Here is a 17,243-nt window from a genome sequence, read left to right as displayed (position 1 = left end):
GGAATGTTCATGCGGTCAACATCGGGCAGGATGAGCCCATGGCAGCGATCTCGGGGGGAAAGTCCTACCACCACGGCGACCTGCGCAACGCGCTGATCTGCGCCGCCGTCGACCTCGCCCGCGAGGGCGGCCCCGAACGGGTCGTGCTGCGGGAGGCCGCCCGTCGCGTCTGCGTCTCGCCCACCGCCGCCTACCGGCACTTCGACGGCCAGGGCGAGCTGCTCGCGGCCGTCAAGGCCCACGCCCAGCGGGAGCTCGCCGAGGCCATGGAGCGGGCCGCCGACGGCGCCCCGGGCGCCGACGACCCCGCCATGGCGGCCGAGCTGCGGCTCGCCGCCCTCGGCCGCGCCTACGTGGGTTTCGCCCTGGACCACTCCGGCCTCTTCCGGGCGGCGTTCTGCACTCCCCGGCCCGCCTGCGGCGAGGAGTGGAACCCGGGCGGGCGGGCGACCCGGCCGGAACCGGAGATCCGCGCGTTCACGCTGCTCACGGACGCGCTCGCGGCCCTGGCCCGGGCCCGCCGCGTGCTGCCCGCCTGCCGGACCGCCGCCGAGGCCGCCGCGTGTTCGGCCGTGCACGGGCTGTCACTCCTCCTGCTCGAAGGGCCGTTGCGGCGGCTTCCCGCGCAGCGCCGGGAGGACGTGGTCGAGAGCACGCTCGCCATGGTCGTCTCCGGCGCGCGGGTCGGCCGCGCCGCGCGGGACACCCGCGCCAAGGTCTCGGATGCGTGAACTCCCGTGCCCTGCGGGAAGGTTGGCGCGACGGGTGATGTTTTCGCAATGAGCCCAGCACCCCGACGCGGCACTGGGCGTTGTACAACGTAAGCTGTACCGGTGCTGATTCGTGGCAAGTGGGGCGATACTCCCTAGGCATCCCGGCCGTCAGGCGGTGATCCCTCCGGGGAGGACCGGTGGCGTGTCCGAAATAGGATGGATTGGATCGGCAGTGTAGAACAGGAGATGTGACGGCCATGACGCGAAATCTCCAGCTCCACGAGGGTGTCGCCGTCCCCGCGTCGGGCAGCGCCCGGTGACGCGAATCCGGCAGGCGCGCCCCGACGCCACCCCGCGCTCCACGCTCGACAAGGCCGCGGACGAGAACTTCCCCGTGGCTCCCTTCTTCCTGCCGCGCGCCTGGCGCGACGACCTCATGGCGGCCTACGGCTACGCCCGCCTCGTCGACGACATCGGCGACGGCGACCTCGCGCCCGGCGGCGCCGACGCCCGCCTGCTCGGCGTCGCGCCCGAGGACGCCGAGGACCGCGTCGTGATGCTGGACGCCCTCGAGGCCGACCTGCAGCGTGTCTTCGCCACCCCCGGCGGTTCCGGCGTGCTCGACCCCACGCCCCGTCACCCGCTCATGCGGGCCCTCCGGCCGACCGTACGGCGCCGCGGCCTCACCCCCGAGCCGTTCCTCGGCCTGATCGCCGCGAACCGCCAGGACCAGCTGGTGCGCCGCTACGAGACGTACGACGACCTCCTCGCCTACTGCGAGCTCTCCGCGAACCCCGTCGGCCGGATCGTCCTGGGCGTCACCGGCACCGCCACCCCCGAGCGGATCCGCCGCTCCGACGCGATCTGCACCGCCCTGCAGATCGTCGAGCACCTCCAGGACGTCGCCGAGGACCTCGGTCGGGACCGGATCTACCTGCCCGCCGAGGACCTGAAGCGCTTCCACGTCACCGAGGACGACCTCGCCCGGCCCACCGCCGGCGCGTCGGTGCGGGCCCTGATCGCCTTCGAGGCCGAGCGCGCCCGCGCGCTGCTGGAGGACGGCACGCCGCTGGTGGGCAGCGTCCACGGCAGGCTGCGCCTGCTGCTCGCGGGGTTCGCGGCCGGCGGGCACGCGGCTCTCGACGCGATCGCCGCCGCCGGATTCGACGTGCTGGCGCGTCCTCCCAAGCCCACCAAACCGAGTCTGATGCGCCGAGCCGGAACGGTCCTGCTCGCGGCGCGGAGAGAGGGGTGAGCCGGACCGTGGAGGGACAGACGCAGGCGTCGGCGCCGGTACAGGCCGCGTACAGCTACTGCGAGGCCGTCACCGGACAGCAGGCCCGCAACTTCGCCTACGGGATCCGACTGCTGCCGGTGGAGAAGCGGCAGGCCATGTCGGCGCTGTACGCGTTCTCCCGGCGGGTCGACGACATCGGTGACGGCGGCCTCGCGCCCGAGGTCAAGCAGGACCGCCTCGAAGGGACCCGCGCCCTGCTGGAGCGGATCCGCAAGGGCGACGTCGACGAGGACGACACCGACCCCGTGGCGGTGGCCCTCTCCGACGCCTCGCGCCGCTTCCCGATCCCGCTCGACGGACTCGACGAACTGATCGACGGCGTCCTCATGGACGTGCGCGGCGAGACGTACGAGACCTGGGACGACCTGAAGGTCTACTGCCGGTGCGTCGCCGGCGCCATCGGCCGGCTCTCCCTCGGCGTCTTCGGCACCCAGCCGGGCGCCCAGGGCGTGGAGCGGGCCGCCGAGTACGCCGACACCCTGGGCCTCGCGCTCCAGCTCACCAACATCCTGCGGGACGTGCGGGAGGACGCCGGCAACGGGCGCACCTACCTGCCCGCCGACGACCTCGCCAAGTTCGGCTGCGGCGAGGGCTTCCGCAGCGACACCCCGCCCGCCGGCGCCGACTTCGCCGGCCTCGTCCACTTCGAAGTCCGCCGCGCACGGGCCCTGTTCGCCGAGGGGTACCGGCTCCTGCCCATGCTCGACCGGCGCAGCGGCGCCTGCGTCGCCGCCATGGCCGGCATCTACCGGCGGCTGCTCGACCGGATCGAGCGCGACCCCGAGGCCGTCCTGCGCGGGCGGGTCTCGCTGCCCGGCCGCGAGAAGGCGTACGTCGCCGTCCGCGGCCTGTCCGGTCTCGACACCCGCCACGTCTCCCGGCGCGCCGTCAGGAGGCGTGCCTGATGCGCCCGCACACGCACGGCGACCACGCAACCCCGGAGCGCTCGGCGGCGTCCCTGACTGCGACGGCCCGAGGGGAGGCGGCATGACCGACGACGACGGCGCCCGCCGCCCCGCGACCGCGCGGACCGACACCGGCCTCCCGCCGCACGCCGTCGTCGTCGGCGGCGGACTCGCCGGCATCACCGCCGCCCTCCAGCTCGCCGACAGCGGCGTGCGGGTCACCCTCCTCGAAGGCCGCCCCCGGCTGGGCGGGCTCGCCTTCTCCTTCCGCCGCGGCGAACTGACCGTCGACAACGGCCAGCACGTCTACCTGCGGTGCTGCACCGCCTACCGCTGGTTCCTCGACCGTGTCGAGGGCGCCGCGCTGGCGCCGCTGCAGCGGCGCCTGGACGTCCCCGTCCTGGACGTCGCCCATCCCTGGGGACCCCGGCTCGGACGGCTGCGCCGCAGCGGCCTGCCCGTGCCGCTCCACCTTGCCGCCAGCCTCGCCACGTATCCGCACCTCTCGCTCGCCGAACGCGCGAGCGTCGGCCGCGCCGCCCTCGCACTGAAGTCGCTCGACCCCGCCGACCCCGCCCTCGACGGCATCGACTTCGCGACCTGGCTCGGCCGGCACGGCCAGTCCGCCCGCACCATCGAGGCGCTCTGGGACCTGGTCGGCGTGGCCACCCTCAACGCCACCGCCCCGCACGCCTCGATGGGCCTGGCCGCCATGGTCTTCAAGACCGGACTGCTCTCCGAGCCCGGCGCCGCCGACATCGGATGGGCCCACGTCCCCCTCGGCGAGCTCCACGACACCCTGGCCGGAAAGGCCCTCGACTCCCTCGGCGTGCGCACCGCCCTGCGCACCAAGGCCCAGCGCATCACCCGGGGCGCGTCCGGGCGCTGGACCGTCGAGGTGCCGGGGGAGCGGATCGAGGCCGACGCCGTCGTCCTCGCCGTACCCCAGCGCGAGACCCGCGACCTGATGCCCGAGGGCGCGCTCGACGATCCCGACCGGCTGCTCGACATCGGCACCGCGCCCATCCTCAACGTGCACGTCGTCTACGACCGCAAGGTGCTCCGGCAGCCCTTCTTCGCCGCGCTCGGCACCCCGGTCCAGTGGGTCTTCGACCGCACGGACTCCTCCGGGCTGAAGGGCGGCGGCCAGTACCTCGCCGTCTCGCAGTCCGCCGCCCAGGACGACATCGACCTGCCGGTCGCCGACCTGCGCGCCCGGTACCTCCCGGAACTGGAGCGCCTGCTGCCCGCCGCCCGCGGCGCCGGCATCCGCGACTTCTTCGTCACCCGGGAGCGCACGGCCACGTTCGCCCCCACCCCGGGCGTCGGCCGGCTCCGTCCCGGCGCCCGCACCCACGCTCCCGGCCTGTACCTGGCCGGCGCGTGGACCGCCACCGGCTGGCCCGCGACCATGGAGGGCGCCGTCCGCAGCGGTTTCAGCGCCGCGGGCGCCGCGCTCTCCGCCCTCGGCCGCCGCCATGAACACCCGCTGCAGGAGGCGGTATGAGTGTGAGTACTGGAACAAGAGGAGAAACCGTGCCGACCGTGCCCCCGGTGAATCCGGTCGTCGACACCGAGGACGTGACCGCCCTGCTGGAGCGGGGACGGACCCTGTCCACCCCTGTGCTGCGGGCGGCCGTCGACCGGCTCGCACCCCCGATGGACACCGTGGCCGCCTACCACTTCGGCTGGATCGACGCCCACGGCAACCCGGCCGACGGCGACGGCGGCAAGGCCGTCCGCCCGGCGCTCGCGCTGCTCTCCGCCGAGGCGGCCGGTGCGGCCCCCGAGGTCGGCGTCCCCGGCGCGGTCGCCGTGGAACTCGTCCACAACTTCTCGCTGCTGCACGACGACCTGATGGACGGCGACGAGCAGCGCCGCCACCGCGACACGGTCTGGAAGGTGCACGGCCCCGCCCAGGCGATCCTGGTCGGCGACGCCCTGTTCGCGCTGGCCAACGAGCTGCTCCTCGAACTCGGCACCGTCGAGGCCGGCCGCGCCACCCGCCGCCTGACCACCGCCACCCGCAAGCTGATCGACGGCCAGGCCCAGGACATCTCCTACGAGCACCGCGAGCGGGTCACCGTCGAGGAGTGCCTGGAGATGGAGGGCAACAAGACGGGCGCCCTGCTCGCCTGCGCGGTCTCCATCGGTGCGGTCCTCGGCGGCGCCGACGACCGCACGGCGGACAAGCTGGAGGAGTACGGCTACCACCTCGGCCTCGCCTTCCAGGCCGTCGACGACCTGCTCGGCATCTGGGGCGACCCGGAGTCCACCGGCAAGCAGACCTGGAGCGACCTGCGCCAGCGCAAGAAGTCCCTGCCGGTCGTCGCCGCCCTCGCCGCGGGCGGACCGGCCTCCGAGCGGCTGGGCGAACTGCTCGCCGCCGACGCCAAGAGCAACGACTTCGACTCCTTCTCCGAGGAGGAGTTCGCCACCCGGGCGGCGCTCATCGAGGAGGCGGGCGGCCGGGAGTGGACCTCCCAGGAGGCCCGCCGCCAGCACGCCGTGGCCGTCGGCGCGCTGCACGAGGTGGACATGCCCGAACGGGTCAGGGCCCAGCTCACCGCACTCGCCGACTTCGTCGTCGTACGGAAGAGATGATCACCATCACCCTGATATGAGTTCGCAGTCGCCGGCCGGCGCCACCCGGCGCCGGCCGACGGCAGACCCGAAGAAGCAGAATCCGACTGCACGAAGGGGAAGCCATGACAGCGACGACCGACGGAAGCGCCGGGGCCGTGGGCCCCCGGGCAGCCTCGGCCAGCGAAACATCCGGTACCGCGCCCGTGCGGGGCGGCCTCGACGAGGCCGCGGCACGGGCAGCTGAGCGCTCCATCGCACACCTGCTCGACCGTCAGGACGCCGAGGGCTGGTGGAAGGGCGACCTGGAGACCAACGTCACCATGGACGCCGAGGACCTGCTGCTCCGCCAGTTCCTGGGCATCCTCGACGCCGAGACCACCCGCGCCGCCGCCCTGCACATCCGCGGGCGGCAGCACGAGGACGGCACCTGGTCCACGTTCCACGGCGGGCCCGGCGAGCTCTCCGCCACCATCGAGGCCTACGTCGCGCTGCGGCTCGCCGGGGACCTCCCCGACGCCCCGCACATGGCGCGCGCCTCCGCCTGGGTCCGCGAACGGGGCGGGATCGCCGCCGCCCGGGTCTTCACCCGGATCTGGCTCGCCCTGTTCGGCTGGTGGAACTGGGAGGACCTGCCCGAGCTGCCGCCCGAGCTGATCTACCTGCCGAAGTGGTTCCCGCTCAACATCTACGACTTCGGCTGCTGGGCCCGGCAGACCATCGTGCCGCTCACGGTGGTCTCCGCCAAGCGGCCGGTGCGGCCCGCGTCGGCGAGGGCGATCGTGGCCAGGCAGGTGTCCCAGACCGGCGACTGACAGGCCTCGATCATGCGGGAGCCGTCCTCGCGCCAGACGGCGAAGCGGTCGAGGGACTCCAGTCCGGCGCGCATGACCGGGTGGTTCCTTCATGGCGGCCTCGCGCAGCCGCCGGCCTCCGCGACCAGCTGGGACGGCCTCTTCCAGCGCCTCGACAAGGCGATGCACCTCTATCACCGGGTCGCGCCCCGGCGGCTGCGCGAGGCCGCCATGAAGGTCGCCGCCCGATGGATCGTCGAACGCCAGGAGAACGACGGCTGCTGGGGCGGCATCCAGCCTCCGGCCGTCTACTCGGTCATCGCCCTCCACCTGCTCGGCTACGACCTGAACCACCCGGTCATGCGCGCCGGACTGGAGTCCCTCGACCGCTTCGCCGTCTGGCGCGAGGACGGCTCCCGCATGATCGAGGCCTGTCAGTCGCCGGTCTGGGACACCTGCCTGGCCACGATCGCCCTCGCCGACGCGGGCCTGCCGCCGGACCATCCGGCGCTGGTCAAGGCCGCCGACTGGATGCTCGGCGAGGAGATCGTCAAGCGCGGCGACTGGGCCGTCCGCCGGCCCGGACTCCCGCCGGGCGGCTGGGCGTTCGAGTTCCACAACGACAACTACCCGGACATCGACGACACCGCCGAGGTGATCCTGGCACTGCGCCGGGTGAAGCACCCCGACCCCGCACGGGTCGAGGCCGCGATCGCCCGCGGAGGCCGCTGGAGCCTCGGCATGCAGTCGAGGAACGGGGCCTGGGGCGCCTTCGACGCCGACAACACCAGTCCCCTCCCCAACCGGCTGCCGTTCTGCGACTTCGGCGAGGTGATCGACCCGCCCTCCGCCGACGTCACCGCCCACATGGTCGAGATGCTCGCCTACGAGGGCCGGGCCCGGCATCCCCGCACCCGCAGGGGAGTCGAGTGGCTGCTCGCCGAACAGGAGCCGAACGGCGCCTGGTTCGGCCGCTGGGGCGTCAACTACGTCTACGGCACGGGCTCGGTGGTCCCGGCCCTCACCGCGGCCGGACTGCCCGGATCGCACCCGGCGATCCGCCGGGCCGTCGCCTGGCTGGAGTCCGTGCAGAACGACGACGGAGGCTGGGGCGAGGACCTGCGCTCGTACCACGAGCGGCCCTGGATCGGCCACGGGACCTCGACCGCCTCGCAGACCGCCTGGGCGCTCCTCGCCCTGCTCGCGGCCGGCGAGCGCGAGTCGAAGACCGTCGAACGGGGCGTCGCCTGGCTCACCGAGACCCAGCGCGAGGACGGCTCCTGGGACGAACCCTGGTTCACGGGCACCGGATTCCCCTGGGACTTCTCCATCAACTACCACCTCTACCGGCTGGTGTTCCCGCTCACGGCGCTGGGCCGCTATGTGAACGGCGAGCCGGTCGTCCCCCGGGAGGGAGGATGAGCCAGGAGCCGGAGGGCGCGCTCTCCGCGCCGCCGCTGCTGATCGCCTGCGCGCTCGGCATCGAACAGCTCGCCCTGCGCAGCGGCGGCCGCTCCGGGGCCCCCGGACCGTTCACCGTGGTGCGCACGGGCATGGGCCCGGACCGCGCCCGCCGGGCCGTCTCCCGGGCGCTCGCCGAGGAGCCCTGGCGGGACGCCGTCGTCGTCGCCTCCGGGTTCTGCGCCGGCCTCGCGCCGGGGATGCACCCCGGCGACCTCGTCGTGGCGGAGGAGACCCGCGGCGACGCGGCCGGGCCCGACGGCACGACCGTCTGCACCGGCTCGGAACTCCTGGTGAAGGCGCTGACCCGGGCGGTCCCCGGGCGCACCGTCCACACCGGCCCGCTGGCCGGGTCCGACCACGTCGTCCGTGGTCACGAGCGGTCCGAGCTGCTGGCCACCGGCGCCCTCGCGGTCGACATGGAGTCGGCCGCCACGCTGCGCACCGCGTTGGTGGCCGGACCCCGCCCGGTTGCGGCCGTCCGGGTGGTCGTGGACGCTCCAGAACATGAACTGGTCCGGATCGGCACGGTACGCGGTGGAATATCGGCTTTCCGTGTTCTTCGTGCCGTCCTTCCCGCATTCTTCGAATGGCACCGTTCTTTGCTGCTCCCCAGGAGGTGAGCGAGTTATGGCCATGCCGCTCCGTCAGTCCATCCGGGTCGGGACCTACCTCTTCGAACAGAAGCTCCGCAAGCGGGACAAGTTCCCTTTGATCGTCGAGCTGGAGCCGCTGTTCGCCTGCAACCTCAAGTGCGAAGGCTGTGGCAAGATCCAGCACCCGGCGGGTGTGCTCAAGCAGCGCATGCCCGTCGCCCAGGCGGTCGGCGCGGTCCTGGAGTCCGGGGCGCCGATGGTCTCCATCGCAGGCGGCGAGCCTCTGATGCACCCTCAGATCGACGAGATCGTGCGCCAGTTGGTGGCCAAGCGGAAGTACGTCTTTCTGTGCACCAACGCGATGCTGCTGCGCAAGAAGCTGGAGAACTTCACCCCCTCGCCGTACTTCGCCTTCGCCGTGCACATCGACGGGCTGCGTGAGCGGCACGACGAGTCCGTCGCCAAGGAGGGCGTCTTCGACGAGGCGGTGGCCGCGATCAAGGAGGCCAAGCGGCGCGGCTTCCGGGTCACCACCAACTCGACGTTCTTCAACACCGACACCCCGCAGACCATCATCGAGGTGCTGAACTACCTCAACGACGACCTCCAGGTCGACGAGATGATGATCTCGCCCGCGTACGCCTACGAGAAGGCACCCGACCAGGAGCACTTCCTGGGCGTCGAGCAGACCAGGGAGCTCTTCCGGAAGGCCTTCGCGGGCGGCAACCGGCGCCGCTGGCGGCTGAACCACTCGCCGCTCTTCCTGGACTTCCTGGAGGGCAAGGCGGACTTCCCGTGCACGGCCTGGGCGATCCCGAACTACTCGCTCTTCGGCTGGCAGCGCCCCTGCTATCTGATGAGCGACGGGTACGTGCCCACGTACCGCGAGCTGATCGAGGAGACCGACTGGGACAAGTACGGCCGGGGCAAGGACCCGCGCTGCGCCAACTGCATGGCGCACTGCGGCTACGAGCCCACCGCCGTCCTCGCCACGATGGGCTCGCTGAAGGAGTCCCTCCGGGCGGTCCGCGAGACCGTCTCCGGCAGCAACGGGTGACGTGATGCCCACGGGAGGACCCGCGGCCCCGGTCGCGCTGGGGCTCCCCGGGCTGCCGCCCCGGCCCGTCTCGGTGCGCCGCGTCTCGCGGCGCATCCAGGTCGGGTCGGTGGCGGTGGGCGGGGACGCGCCCGTCTCGGTGCAGTCGATGACGACGACGCGTACGTCCGACATCGGTGCGACGTTGCAGCAGATCGCGGAGCTGACGGCTTCGGGGTGTCAGATCGTGCGGGTGGCGTGCCCGACGCAGGACGACGCGGACGCGTTGGCGGTGATCGCGCGGAAGTCGCAGATCCCGGTGATCGCGGACATCCATTTCCAGCCGAAGTACGTGTTCGCGGCGATCGACGCGGGGTGTGCGGCGGTGCGGGTGAATCCGGGCAACATCAAGCAGTTCGACGACAAGGTGAAGGAGATCGCGAAGGCGGCCTCCGAGGCGGGTACGCCGATCCGGATCGGTGTGAACGCGGGTTCGCTGGACGCGCGGCTTTTGAAGAAGTACGGGAAGGCGACGCCGGAGGCGCTGGTGGAGTCGGCGCTGTGGGAGGCGTCGCTGTTCGAGGAGCACGGTTTCCGTGACATCAAGATCTCGGTGAAGCACAACGACCCGGTCGTGATGGTGAACGCCTACCGTCAGCTGGCGGCGCAGTGCGACTACCCGCTGCATCTGGGTGTGACGGAGGCGGGTCCGGCGTTCCAGGGGACGATCAAGTCGGCGGTGGCGTTCGGTGCGCTGCTGGCGGAGGGGATCGGGGACACGATCCGGGTGTCGCTGTCGGCTCCGCCGGCGGAGGAGATCAAGGTCGGTATCCAGATCCTGGAGTCGCTGAACCTGCGTCAGCGGCGGTTGGAGATCGTGTCGTGTCCGTCGTGCGGGCGGGCGCAGGTGGATGTGTACAAGCTGGCCGAGGAGGTCACGGCGGGTCTGGAGGGCATGGAGGTGCCGCTGCGGGTCGCGGTGATGGGTTGTGTGGTGAACGGTCCGGGCGAGGCGCGTGAGGCGGACCTGGGTGTCGCGTCGGGCAACGGCAAGGGCCAGATCTTCGTGAAGGGCGAGGTGATCAAGACGGTTCCGGAGTCGAAGATCGTCGAGACCCTGATCGAGGAGGCGATGAAGATCGCCGAGCAGATGGAGAAGGACGGCGTGCCCTCCGGGGATCCCGCCGTCACCGTGGGCGGCTGACACTTCGCGCCGCCCACCGTACGCGTCCAACCGACCGAAAGGGGGCCGAGCATGACGATTCTGGAGAACATCCGGGGGCCGCGCGACCTCCGGCCGCTGTGCGGCACGGAGCTCGTCGAACTGGCCGAGGAGATCCGGCAGTTCCTGATCCACGCCGTCGCCAGGACCGGTGGCCACCTCGGACCCAACCTCGGCGTGGTGGAACTCTCCCTCGCGCTGCACCGGGTGTTCGAGTCGCCCGCGGACCGGATCCTGTGGGACACCGGCCACCAGAGCTACGTGCACAAGCTGCTCACCGGCCGGCAGGACTTCTCCAAGCTCCGCAGCAAGGGAGGGCTCTCCGGCTACCCCTCCCGGGCCGAGTCCGAGCACGACGTCATCGAGAACTCGCACGCCTCCACCGTCCTCGGCTGGGCCGACGGCCTCGCCAAGGCCAACCAGGTGCTCGGCCGGTCCGACCACGTCGTCGCGGTCATCGGCGACGGCGCGCTGACCGGCGGCATGGCCTGGGAGGCGCTGAACAACATCGCCGCCGCCGAGGACCGCCCGCTCGTCATCGTCGTCAACGACAACGAGCGCTCCTACGCCCCGACCATCGGCGGCCTCGCCGACCACCTGGCGGCCCTGCGTACCACCGACGGCTACGAGCGCGTCCTGAGCTGGGGCAAGGACGTCCTGGAGCGCACCCCGGTCGTCGGCAGGCCCCTCTACGAGTCGCTGCACGGGGCGAAGAAGGGGTTCAAGGACGCCTTCGCGCCGCAGGGCATGTTCGAGGACCTGGGCCTGAAGTACCTCGGCCCGATCGACGGCCACGACATCGAGGCGCTGGAGGCCGCGCTGACCCGGGCCAAGCGGTTCGGCGGCCCGGTGATCGTCCACTGCCTCACCGAGAAGGGCCGCGGCTACCAGCCCGCCCTCCGGGACGAGGCCGACCGCTTCCACGCCGTCGGCGCGATGGACCCGCTGACCTGCGAGCCGCTCGCCCCGGCCGCCGGCCCGTCCTGGACGTCCGTCTTCGGCGAGGCGATGGCCGAGATCGGGGCGGAGCGGCCCGACGTCGTCGCGATCACGGCCGCCATGCTGCACCCCGTCGGCCTCACCGCGTTCGCCGAGCGCTTCCCCGACCGGGTCTGGGACGTCGGCATCGCCGAACAGCACGCCACCGTCTCGGCGGCCGGCCTGGCGACCGGCGGACTCCACCCCGTCGTCGCCGTCTACGCCACCTTCCTCAACCGCGCCTTCGACCAGCTGCTCATGGACGTGGCGCTGCACCGGTGCGGCGTCACCTTCGTCCTGGACCGGGCCGGCGTCACCGGCACGGACGGCGCCTCCCACAACGGCATGTGGGACCTGTCCCTCCTCCAGGTCGTCCCCGGCCTGCGGATCGCCGCCCCGCGCGACGCCGACCAGCTGCGCGCCCAGCTGCGGGAAGCCCTGGACGTGCACGACGCGCCGACCCTGCTGCGCTTCCCCAAGGAGACCGTGGGGGCGCCCGTGCCCGCCGTCGACCGGATCGGCGGCATGGACGTCCTGCTCCGCGACGAGGACGCCACCGTCCTGCTCGTCGCCGTCGGCGTGATGGCGGACGTCTGCCTCCAGGCCGCGGACCTGCTGGCCGGCCGAGGGATCCGCTGCACCGTCGTGGATCCGCGCTGGGTCAAACCGGTCGACGAGGCCCTCGCCCCGCTCGCCGAGCGCCACCGGCTCGTCGCCGTCGTCGAGGACAACAGCCGGACCGGCGGGGTCGGCGCCGCCGTCGGCCAGGCCCTGCGCGACGCCGGCGTCGACGTGCCGCTGCGCACCTTCGGCATCCCCGAGCAGTTCCTCGCGCACGCCAAGCGCAGCGAGGTGCTGGCCGACCTCGGGCTCACCCCGGTGGAGGTCGCCGGGCGGATCAGCGCCGCACTGGCGCACAGGAAGAACGGTCAGTGAGGGAGAAGGCCCGATGAGCGCGGAGGCACGACCCGTGGTGAGCGAGGAGCCCGTCCCGGTGGCCGGCAAGGACTTCGACCTGACGGCCCTGCTGGCCGAGCGGGGCGCCGAGCGGTACGAGCTGCATGCCGCGTACCTGAACCACCAGCTCCCGCGCATGCTCCACACCATCGGCTTCGACAAGGTCTACGAGCGGGCCGAGGGCGCCCACTTCTGGGACTCCGAGGGCGGCGACTACCTCGACATGCTCGCCGGATTCGGCGTGATGGGCCTCGGCCGCCACCACCCCGTCGTCCGCAAGGCGCTGCACGACGTCCTCGACGCCTCGCTCGCCGATCTCACCCGCTTCGACTGCCAGCCGCTGCCCGGGCTGCTCGCCGAGCGCCTGCTCGCCCACAGCCCGCACCTGGACCGGGTCTTCTTCGGCAACAGCGGCACCGAGGCGGTGGAGACCGCCCTGAAGTTCGCCCGGTACGCCACCGGCCGGCCCAGGATCCTGTACTGCGCCCACGCCTTCCACGGTCTGACCACCGGCTCGCTGTCGGTCAACGGCGAGAAGGGCTTCCGGGAAGGCTTCGCCCCGCTGCTGCCCGACACCGCGATCGCCCTCGGCGACCTCGACGCGCTGGAGCGCGAGCTGCGCCGGGGCGACGTGGCCGCCTTCGTCGTCGAGCCGATCCAGGGCAAGGGTGTGCACGAGTCGCCCCCGGGCTTCCTGCTCGCGGCCCAGGAGCTGCTGCACCGGCACGGTGCCCTACTGATCGCCGACGAGGTGCAGACGGGCCTCGGCAGGACCGGCGACTTCTACGCGTACCAGCACGAGGACGGGGTCGAGCCGGACCTGGTCTGCGTGGCCAAGGCGCTCTCCGGCGGCTACGTACCGGTCGGCGCCACCCTCGGCAAGGACTGGATCTTCAAGAAGGTCTACTCGTCCATGGACCGGGTCCTCGTCCACTCGGCCAGCTTCGGGTCGAACGCGCAGGCCATGGCGGCCGGGCTCGCCGTGCTCGCGGTCATGGAGTCCGAGGGGACGGTGGCGCACGCGCGCCGGATGGGCGACCTGCTGTCCGCGAGGCTCCGGGAGCTCGTGCCCCGCTACGAGCTGCTGCACGAGATCCGTGGTCGCGGACTCATGATCGGGATCGAGTTCGGCCGGCCGTCCTCGCTCGGGCTGCGCAGTCGGTGGACGATGCTGCAGGCCGCGCGCAAGGGGCTCTTCGCCCAGATGGTCGTGGTGCCGCTGCTCCAGCGCCACCGGATCCTGACCCAGGTCTCGGGGGACCACCTGGAGGTGATCAAGCTGATCCCGCCGCTGGTCATCGACGAGGCGGACGTGGACCGCTTCGTCACCGCCTTCACGGCGGTCATGGACGACGCCCACGGAGGCGGCGGACTGATGTGGGACTTCGGGAAGACGCTGGTGAAGCAGGCGGTGGCGCAGCGGTAGGGCCCTACCCCCGCGTTTTGCCTCCGAGGCAAGAAATTTGCCTCGGAGGAAAGTTCCTGGCGGAATGGAGGCATGGAGCACCTCCACGAGGCACCGGCCTCGGACACTGCCGCGCCGGGCACGCCCGGCGCGCCGGACGGCGTCCCGGACGCGCTTCCCGACGTGGCCCCGCAGCTGCGCGGGCTGCGCCGGCGCCGCGGACTCACGCTGGAGGCCGCCGCGCAGCGGGCCGGCCTCTCGCCGGCCCATCTGTCCCGGCTGGAGACGGGCCGCCGGCAGCCCTCGCTGCCGATGCTCCTCGCCCTCGCCCGGATCTACGGTACGACGGTCTCCGAGCTGCTGGGGGAGGTGCCGCCCGAACGTGATCCGATCGTCCGGGCCGGCCGCTCCGAACCGGTCGAGGCGGACGGCTGGATCTACCATCAGGCCGGCGGCCCCGGGCGCGCCCTGCAGGCGCTCCGGGTCCACGTGCCGTACGCCACCCGCACCGACATCGTCCGGGTGCACCCCGGCGAGGAATGGCTCCACGTCCTCGACGGCCGGGTGCGTCTCGCCCTCGGTGACGCCGTGCACGTGCTCGACCCGGGGGACAGCGCGCACTTCGACTCGCTGACCCCGCACCGCATCGGCGCCGCCACCCGCGGCGGCGCCGAGCTGCTGTTCGTCCATACCCTGATGCAGAGTCCCGCCGCCGAGCTGTGCCTCGGCGACGGGACCCCGCATCCGCGCTGAGCCCACCGGAAGGGGCCGTCATGTCCGAAAAGTCCGCACCGACCACCGGTGAGGAGCGCGGAGAGGGCAAGTTCCCGAAGGGGCTCGTCCTGCGTCTCTTCGCCTACCTGGTGGCCGGCCACCTCTTCGCGGGCTTCCTCTATCTGCTCTTCGTGCTCGGCGGGCAGAAGTAGTCCCTCGGGGCGTCCCGCTCCTACCGGCCGTCGAGCAGGTGCCCGCGCAGGCGCTCGCGCGTCTCGGGGGAGAGCTTCAGGCCCTGCGCCAGGTAGTCGTCGACCGTTCCCCAGGTCAGCTCGATCGTGTCGAACGCCGCCCGGATGTACTCCAGGCGCGCGTCGAACAGGGGGCTGAGCAGCTCCATCACCTCGGGCGACATCGCGTCCGCGGAGGTGGAGGTGCGGCGCACCTTGTAGCGGCGGTGCGGGTCGTTCGACTTCAGGTAGTCCGCCTCGACGGCCTCGCGCTCGACGCCGACCGCGAGCAGCGAGATCGCGATGGAGAGGCCGGCGCGGTCCTTGCCGGCCGCGCAGTGCATCAGGGCGGGGATGCTGTCCTCGGCCATGGAGTGCAGGATCCGGCTGTGCTCGGCGGTGCGCTCGACGATCATCTTCCGGTACGAATCGGACATTCGGTCGGCGGCCTTGCCGTCGCCGAGCGCCTCCCGCAGCTGGTCCAGCTCGCCGCCGCTGACCAGCTTCCAGAACTCCTTGCCGTCGGCCGGGTCGTTGAGCGGGATGTTCACGTTCCGCACGCCCGGGAGTTCGACGTCCGGACCCTCGACCTTGCGGTCGGCGTGGTTGCGGAAGTCGAAGACCGTGTGCAGGCCCAGCGTCGTCAGGAAGGCCGCGTCCTCCTCGGTGGCGTGCGCGAGGTGGCCGCTGCGGAAGAGCCGCCCGAACCGAACCGACCGGCCGTCCGTGGTCGGCAGGCCGCCGACGTCACGGAAGTTGCGTACCCCGCTCAGCTTGGGTTCGGTCGAGGGGACCTGCGGCAGCTGCTGCGTCACGAGTGCTCCTGAGTGTCGACGATCTTTGATCGCGCGAGATCGGTTCTTGGTGCAATCATCCCGGCCGGTGGCTGGTTCGCACACCCCCTCGGACGGAAATAGGTGTTCTGTCCGAATTGGGATATTAGAGATAACGCGCCCTGGTTACAGGGGAGATGAGCTTTGGCGCGTGAGCAGCGTCATAACTGTGACGGACCGTGCCTGATCGTCTTGGGCAAGGGCCCTCTGGGCAAAGGGGGTCGAAGGTCCGTCATCCACGCAGGGTGACCGGAATTCCCGAAGAATTCCGGATCGGGGAATGCGGGGGGGAAAGCGGTGGCTTGTTCGCGCCGACCCCGCTCGTCTACGGTCACCGTCAATCCGGTCGGACCGCCGAATCCTGCCACCGTCCGGAATTCGCACCCACCCACGTGTGGCAGGAGCGGGGGACCCAGGTAGTACGCCGATCCTCCAGGTCAGGACGGCTCGGGGTGAAGTCGCGTGAAGGCGCGACCGGACATCTCCAGTCCGAACCCGACAGCTCACCTCGCAGGCGACGGAGAGGAATTCGCCATGCCCGCGAAGGGTAAGCACCGCCGTCCCAAGGCCAACCCGATCACCCGTGGTTTCGTCGCCGCCGGCGCCGGTGGCGCCGTCGTCGCCCTGCCGCTCCTCGGTGCGACCGGAGCCCACGCCGCCGAGCAGGCCGCCCCGGCCCAGGCGCCGCAGCAGGCCGTCACCGTCGCCGCCGCGACCGCCGCCCCGGCCCAGGCCCCCGCCGCCAAGGCCAAGCCCCGGACCTACTCCGTCGTCGCCGGCGACTACCTGTCCAAGATCGCCGCCGAGCACCACCTCGCGGGCGGCTGGAAGAAGCTCTACTCCGACAACCGCCAGGTCGTCGGCGAGAACCCCTCGCTGATCTTCCCGGGTATGAAGCTCACCCTCGGCGCGAAGTCGACGGCCAAGGCCCCCGCGCCCAAGGCCGCCCCGAAGACCACCGCCAAGAAGGCGTCCGCCGAGACCCGCAGCTCCCGCAGCAGCGAGCGTCCCGCCGTCGAGTCCACGGCCCCGGCCGCGCAGAGCGCGCCGTCCACCCCGTCCACCGGCTCCGGCTGGGTCGCCCCGGTCGGCGGCGGCATCGGCACCCCGTACCGCGCCTCCGGCTCCATGTGGTCCTCCGGCTACCACACCGGCGTCGACTTCATCGCCTCCTCCGGCACCTCGGTGAAGGCCGTCGGCCCCGGCACGGTCTACTCCGCCGGCTGGAGCGGCGCCTACGGCAACGAGGTCGTCATCCAGCACGCCGACGGCACGTACTCCCAGTACGCCCACCTCTCGTCCCTCTCCGTCTCCGCCGGCCAGACCGTCGCCGGCGGCGACCAGATCGGCCTGTCCGGCTCGACCGGCAACTCCAGCGGTCCGCACCTGCACTTCGAGATGCGCACCGGGCCGAGCTACGGTTCGGACATCGACCCGCTGGCCTACCTCCGCGAGCACGGCGTCAGCATCTGATCCCCGACGCCCCGTCAGGCCCGGCACGCCACGTGCCGGGCCTCGG

14 protein-coding genes, 2 pseudogenes and 1 riboswitch are annotated in these 17,243 nt (G+C 72.2%); of the genes and pseudogenes, 15 read left to right on the top strand and 1 reads right to left on the bottom strand.

Annotated elements, in window-relative coordinates; all coding sequences use genetic code 11:
- Positions 1 to 38: 38 nt before the first annotated feature.
- The 14 genes and pseudogenes from EAO71_RS04820 (at position 39) to EAO71_RS37485 (ending at position 14,873) form a co-directional block, all read left to right on the top strand.
- Positions 39 to 731, top strand: a complete 693-nt coding sequence (locus tag EAO71_RS04820; RefSeq protein ID WP_147976520.1) for a TetR/AcrR family transcriptional regulator — start codon at positions 39 to 41, stop codon at positions 729 to 731.
- Positions 732 to 1,029: 298 nt separating this feature from the next.
- The gene (gene hpnC, locus EAO71_RS04815) at positions 1,030 to 1,968 is read left to right on the top strand and encodes a squalene synthase HpnC (protein WP_147976519.1); all 939 of its coding nucleotides are present in this window, start codon (positions 1,030 to 1,032) and stop codon (positions 1,966 to 1,968) included.
- Complete coding sequence (gene hpnD / locus EAO71_RS04810) at positions 1,965 to 2,915, top strand: presqualene diphosphate synthase HpnD (protein ID WP_187282561.1); 951 nt, start codon at positions 1,965 to 1,967, stop codon at positions 2,913 to 2,915. The genes hpnC and hpnD overlap by 4 nt, the downstream gene beginning before the upstream one ends.
- 82 nt (positions 2,916 to 2,997) lie before the next feature.
- Positions 2,998 to 4,422 carry a hydroxysqualene dehydroxylase HpnE gene (gene hpnE, locus EAO71_RS04805; protein ID WP_147976517.1) on the top strand — a complete coding sequence of 475 codons (1,425 nt, stop codon included), beginning with the start codon at positions 2,998 to 3,000 and terminating at the stop codon, positions 4,420 to 4,422.
- On the top strand, positions 4,419 to 5,519 hold the full coding sequence (locus EAO71_RS04800; protein ID WP_147976516.1) for a polyprenyl synthetase family protein: 1,101 nt from the start codon (positions 4,419 to 4,421) through the stop codon (positions 5,517 to 5,519). The genes hpnE and EAO71_RS04800 overlap by 4 nt, the downstream gene beginning before the upstream one ends.
- 104 nt (positions 5,520 to 5,623) lie before the next feature.
- Positions 5,624 to 6,269, top strand: a pseudogene (locus EAO71_RS04795) (squalene--hopene cyclase); the annotation flags it as partial.
- Between the two features lie 158 nt (positions 6,270 to 6,427).
- Positions 6,428 to 7,714, top strand: a pseudogene (shc, locus tag EAO71_RS04790) (squalene--hopene cyclase); the annotation flags it as partial.
- Positions 7,711 to 8,376, top strand: a complete 666-nt coding sequence (locus EAO71_RS04785; protein WP_147976515.1) for a phosphorylase family protein — start codon at positions 7,711 to 7,713, stop codon at positions 8,374 to 8,376. The pseudogene shc and the gene EAO71_RS04785, both read left to right, overlap by 4 nt.
- 7 nt (positions 8,377 to 8,383) lie before the next feature.
- Entirely contained in the window at positions 8,384 to 9,406 is a 1,023-nt protein-coding gene (gene hpnH, locus EAO71_RS04780) for an adenosyl-hopene transferase HpnH (protein WP_147976514.1), read from the top strand.
- Positions 9,407 to 9,410: 4 nt separating this feature from the next.
- A complete protein-coding gene (gene ispG / locus EAO71_RS04775) occupies positions 9,411 to 10,589 on the top strand; it encodes a flavodoxin-dependent (E)-4-hydroxy-3-methylbut-2-enyl-diphosphate synthase (protein ID WP_147976513.1) in 1,179 nt (392 codons plus the stop codon).
- A gap of 51 nt (positions 10,590 to 10,640) precedes the next feature.
- A complete protein-coding gene (gene dxs, locus EAO71_RS04770; RefSeq protein WP_147976512.1) occupies positions 10,641 to 12,521 on the top strand; it encodes a 1-deoxy-D-xylulose-5-phosphate synthase in 1,881 nt (626 codons plus the stop codon).
- Positions 12,522 to 12,534: 13 nt separating this feature from the next.
- Positions 12,535 to 13,968 (top strand): aspartate aminotransferase family protein, encoded by a 1,434-nt coding sequence (locus EAO71_RS04765; RefSeq protein ID WP_147976511.1) that lies wholly within the window; start codon positions 12,535 to 12,537, stop codon positions 13,966 to 13,968.
- A 72-nt stretch (positions 13,969 to 14,040) separates the two neighbouring features.
- On the top strand, positions 14,041 to 14,700 hold the full coding sequence (locus EAO71_RS04760) for a helix-turn-helix domain-containing protein (protein ID WP_147976510.1): 660 nt from the start codon (positions 14,041 to 14,043) through the stop codon (positions 14,698 to 14,700).
- A gap of 20 nt (positions 14,701 to 14,720) precedes the next feature.
- On the top strand, positions 14,721 to 14,873 hold the full coding sequence (locus EAO71_RS37485) for a DUF6126 family protein (RefSeq protein WP_187282560.1): 153 nt from the start codon (positions 14,721 to 14,723) through the stop codon (positions 14,871 to 14,873).
- A 20-nt stretch (positions 14,874 to 14,893) separates the two neighbouring features.
- On the opposite strand, the gene EAO71_RS04755 is transcribed toward EAO71_RS37485, so the two are convergent.
- Entirely contained in the window at positions 14,894 to 15,706 is an 813-nt protein-coding gene (locus tag EAO71_RS04755) for a tyrosine-protein phosphatase (RefSeq protein WP_187282559.1), read from the bottom strand.
- A 393-nt stretch (positions 15,707 to 16,099) separates the two neighbouring features.
- A riboswitch (cyclic di-AMP (ydaO/yuaA leader) is annotated at positions 16,100 to 16,256 on the top strand.
- Between the two features lie 2 nt (positions 16,257 to 16,258).
- Here EAO71_RS04755 and EAO71_RS04750 point away from each other — a divergent pair.
- A complete protein-coding gene (locus EAO71_RS04750) occupies positions 16,259 to 17,197 on the top strand; it encodes a M23 family metallopeptidase (protein ID WP_147976509.1) in 939 nt (312 codons plus the stop codon).
- Positions 17,198 to 17,243 lie beyond the last annotated feature (46 nt).

Source organism: Streptomyces sp. MS191, from assembly GCF_008042125.1.
In the GTDB taxonomy this organism is placed as follows: Bacteria; Actinomycetota; Actinomycetes; order Streptomycetales; family Streptomycetaceae; genus Streptomyces.
The sequence above is the reverse complement of the archived record's forward strand: the minus strand, read 5'-3'. Positions and strand labels throughout refer to the sequence as shown.

Excerpts from the sequence above, each read along its gene's own strand:
- EAO71_RS04820 (WP_147976520.1), top strand. The coding sequence starts at position 39 with ATGGCAGCGATCTCGGGGGGAAAGTCCTACCACCACGGCGACCTGCGC.
- hpnE (WP_147976517.1), top strand. The coding sequence starts at position 2,998 with ATGACCGACGACGACGGCGCCCGCCGCCCCGCGACCGCGCGGACCGAC.
- EAO71_RS04800 (WP_147976516.1), top strand. The coding sequence starts at position 4,419 with ATGAGTGTGAGTACTGGAACAAGAGGAGAAACCGTGCCGACCGTGCCC.
- EAO71_RS04785 (WP_147976515.1), top strand. The coding sequence starts at position 7,711 with ATGAGCCAGGAGCCGGAGGGCGCGCTCTCCGCGCCGCCGCTGCTGATC.
- hpnH (WP_147976514.1), top strand. The coding sequence starts at position 8,384 with ATGGCCATGCCGCTCCGTCAGTCCATCCGGGTCGGGACCTACCTCTTC.
- ispG (WP_147976513.1), top strand. The coding sequence starts at position 9,411 with ATGCCCACGGGAGGACCCGCGGCCCCGGTCGCGCTGGGGCTCCCCGGG.
- dxs (WP_147976512.1), top strand. The coding sequence starts at position 10,641 with ATGACGATTCTGGAGAACATCCGGGGGCCGCGCGACCTCCGGCCGCTG.
- EAO71_RS04765 (WP_147976511.1), top strand. The coding sequence starts at position 12,535 with ATGAGCGCGGAGGCACGACCCGTGGTGAGCGAGGAGCCCGTCCCGGTG.
- EAO71_RS04760 (WP_147976510.1), top strand. The coding sequence starts at position 14,041 with ATGGAGCACCTCCACGAGGCACCGGCCTCGGACACTGCCGCGCCGGGC.
- EAO71_RS37485 (WP_187282560.1), top strand. The coding sequence starts at position 14,721 with ATGTCCGAAAAGTCCGCACCGACCACCGGTGAGGAGCGCGGAGAGGGC.
- EAO71_RS04750 (WP_147976509.1), top strand. The coding sequence starts at position 16,259 with ATGCCCGCGAAGGGTAAGCACCGCCGTCCCAAGGCCAACCCGATCACC.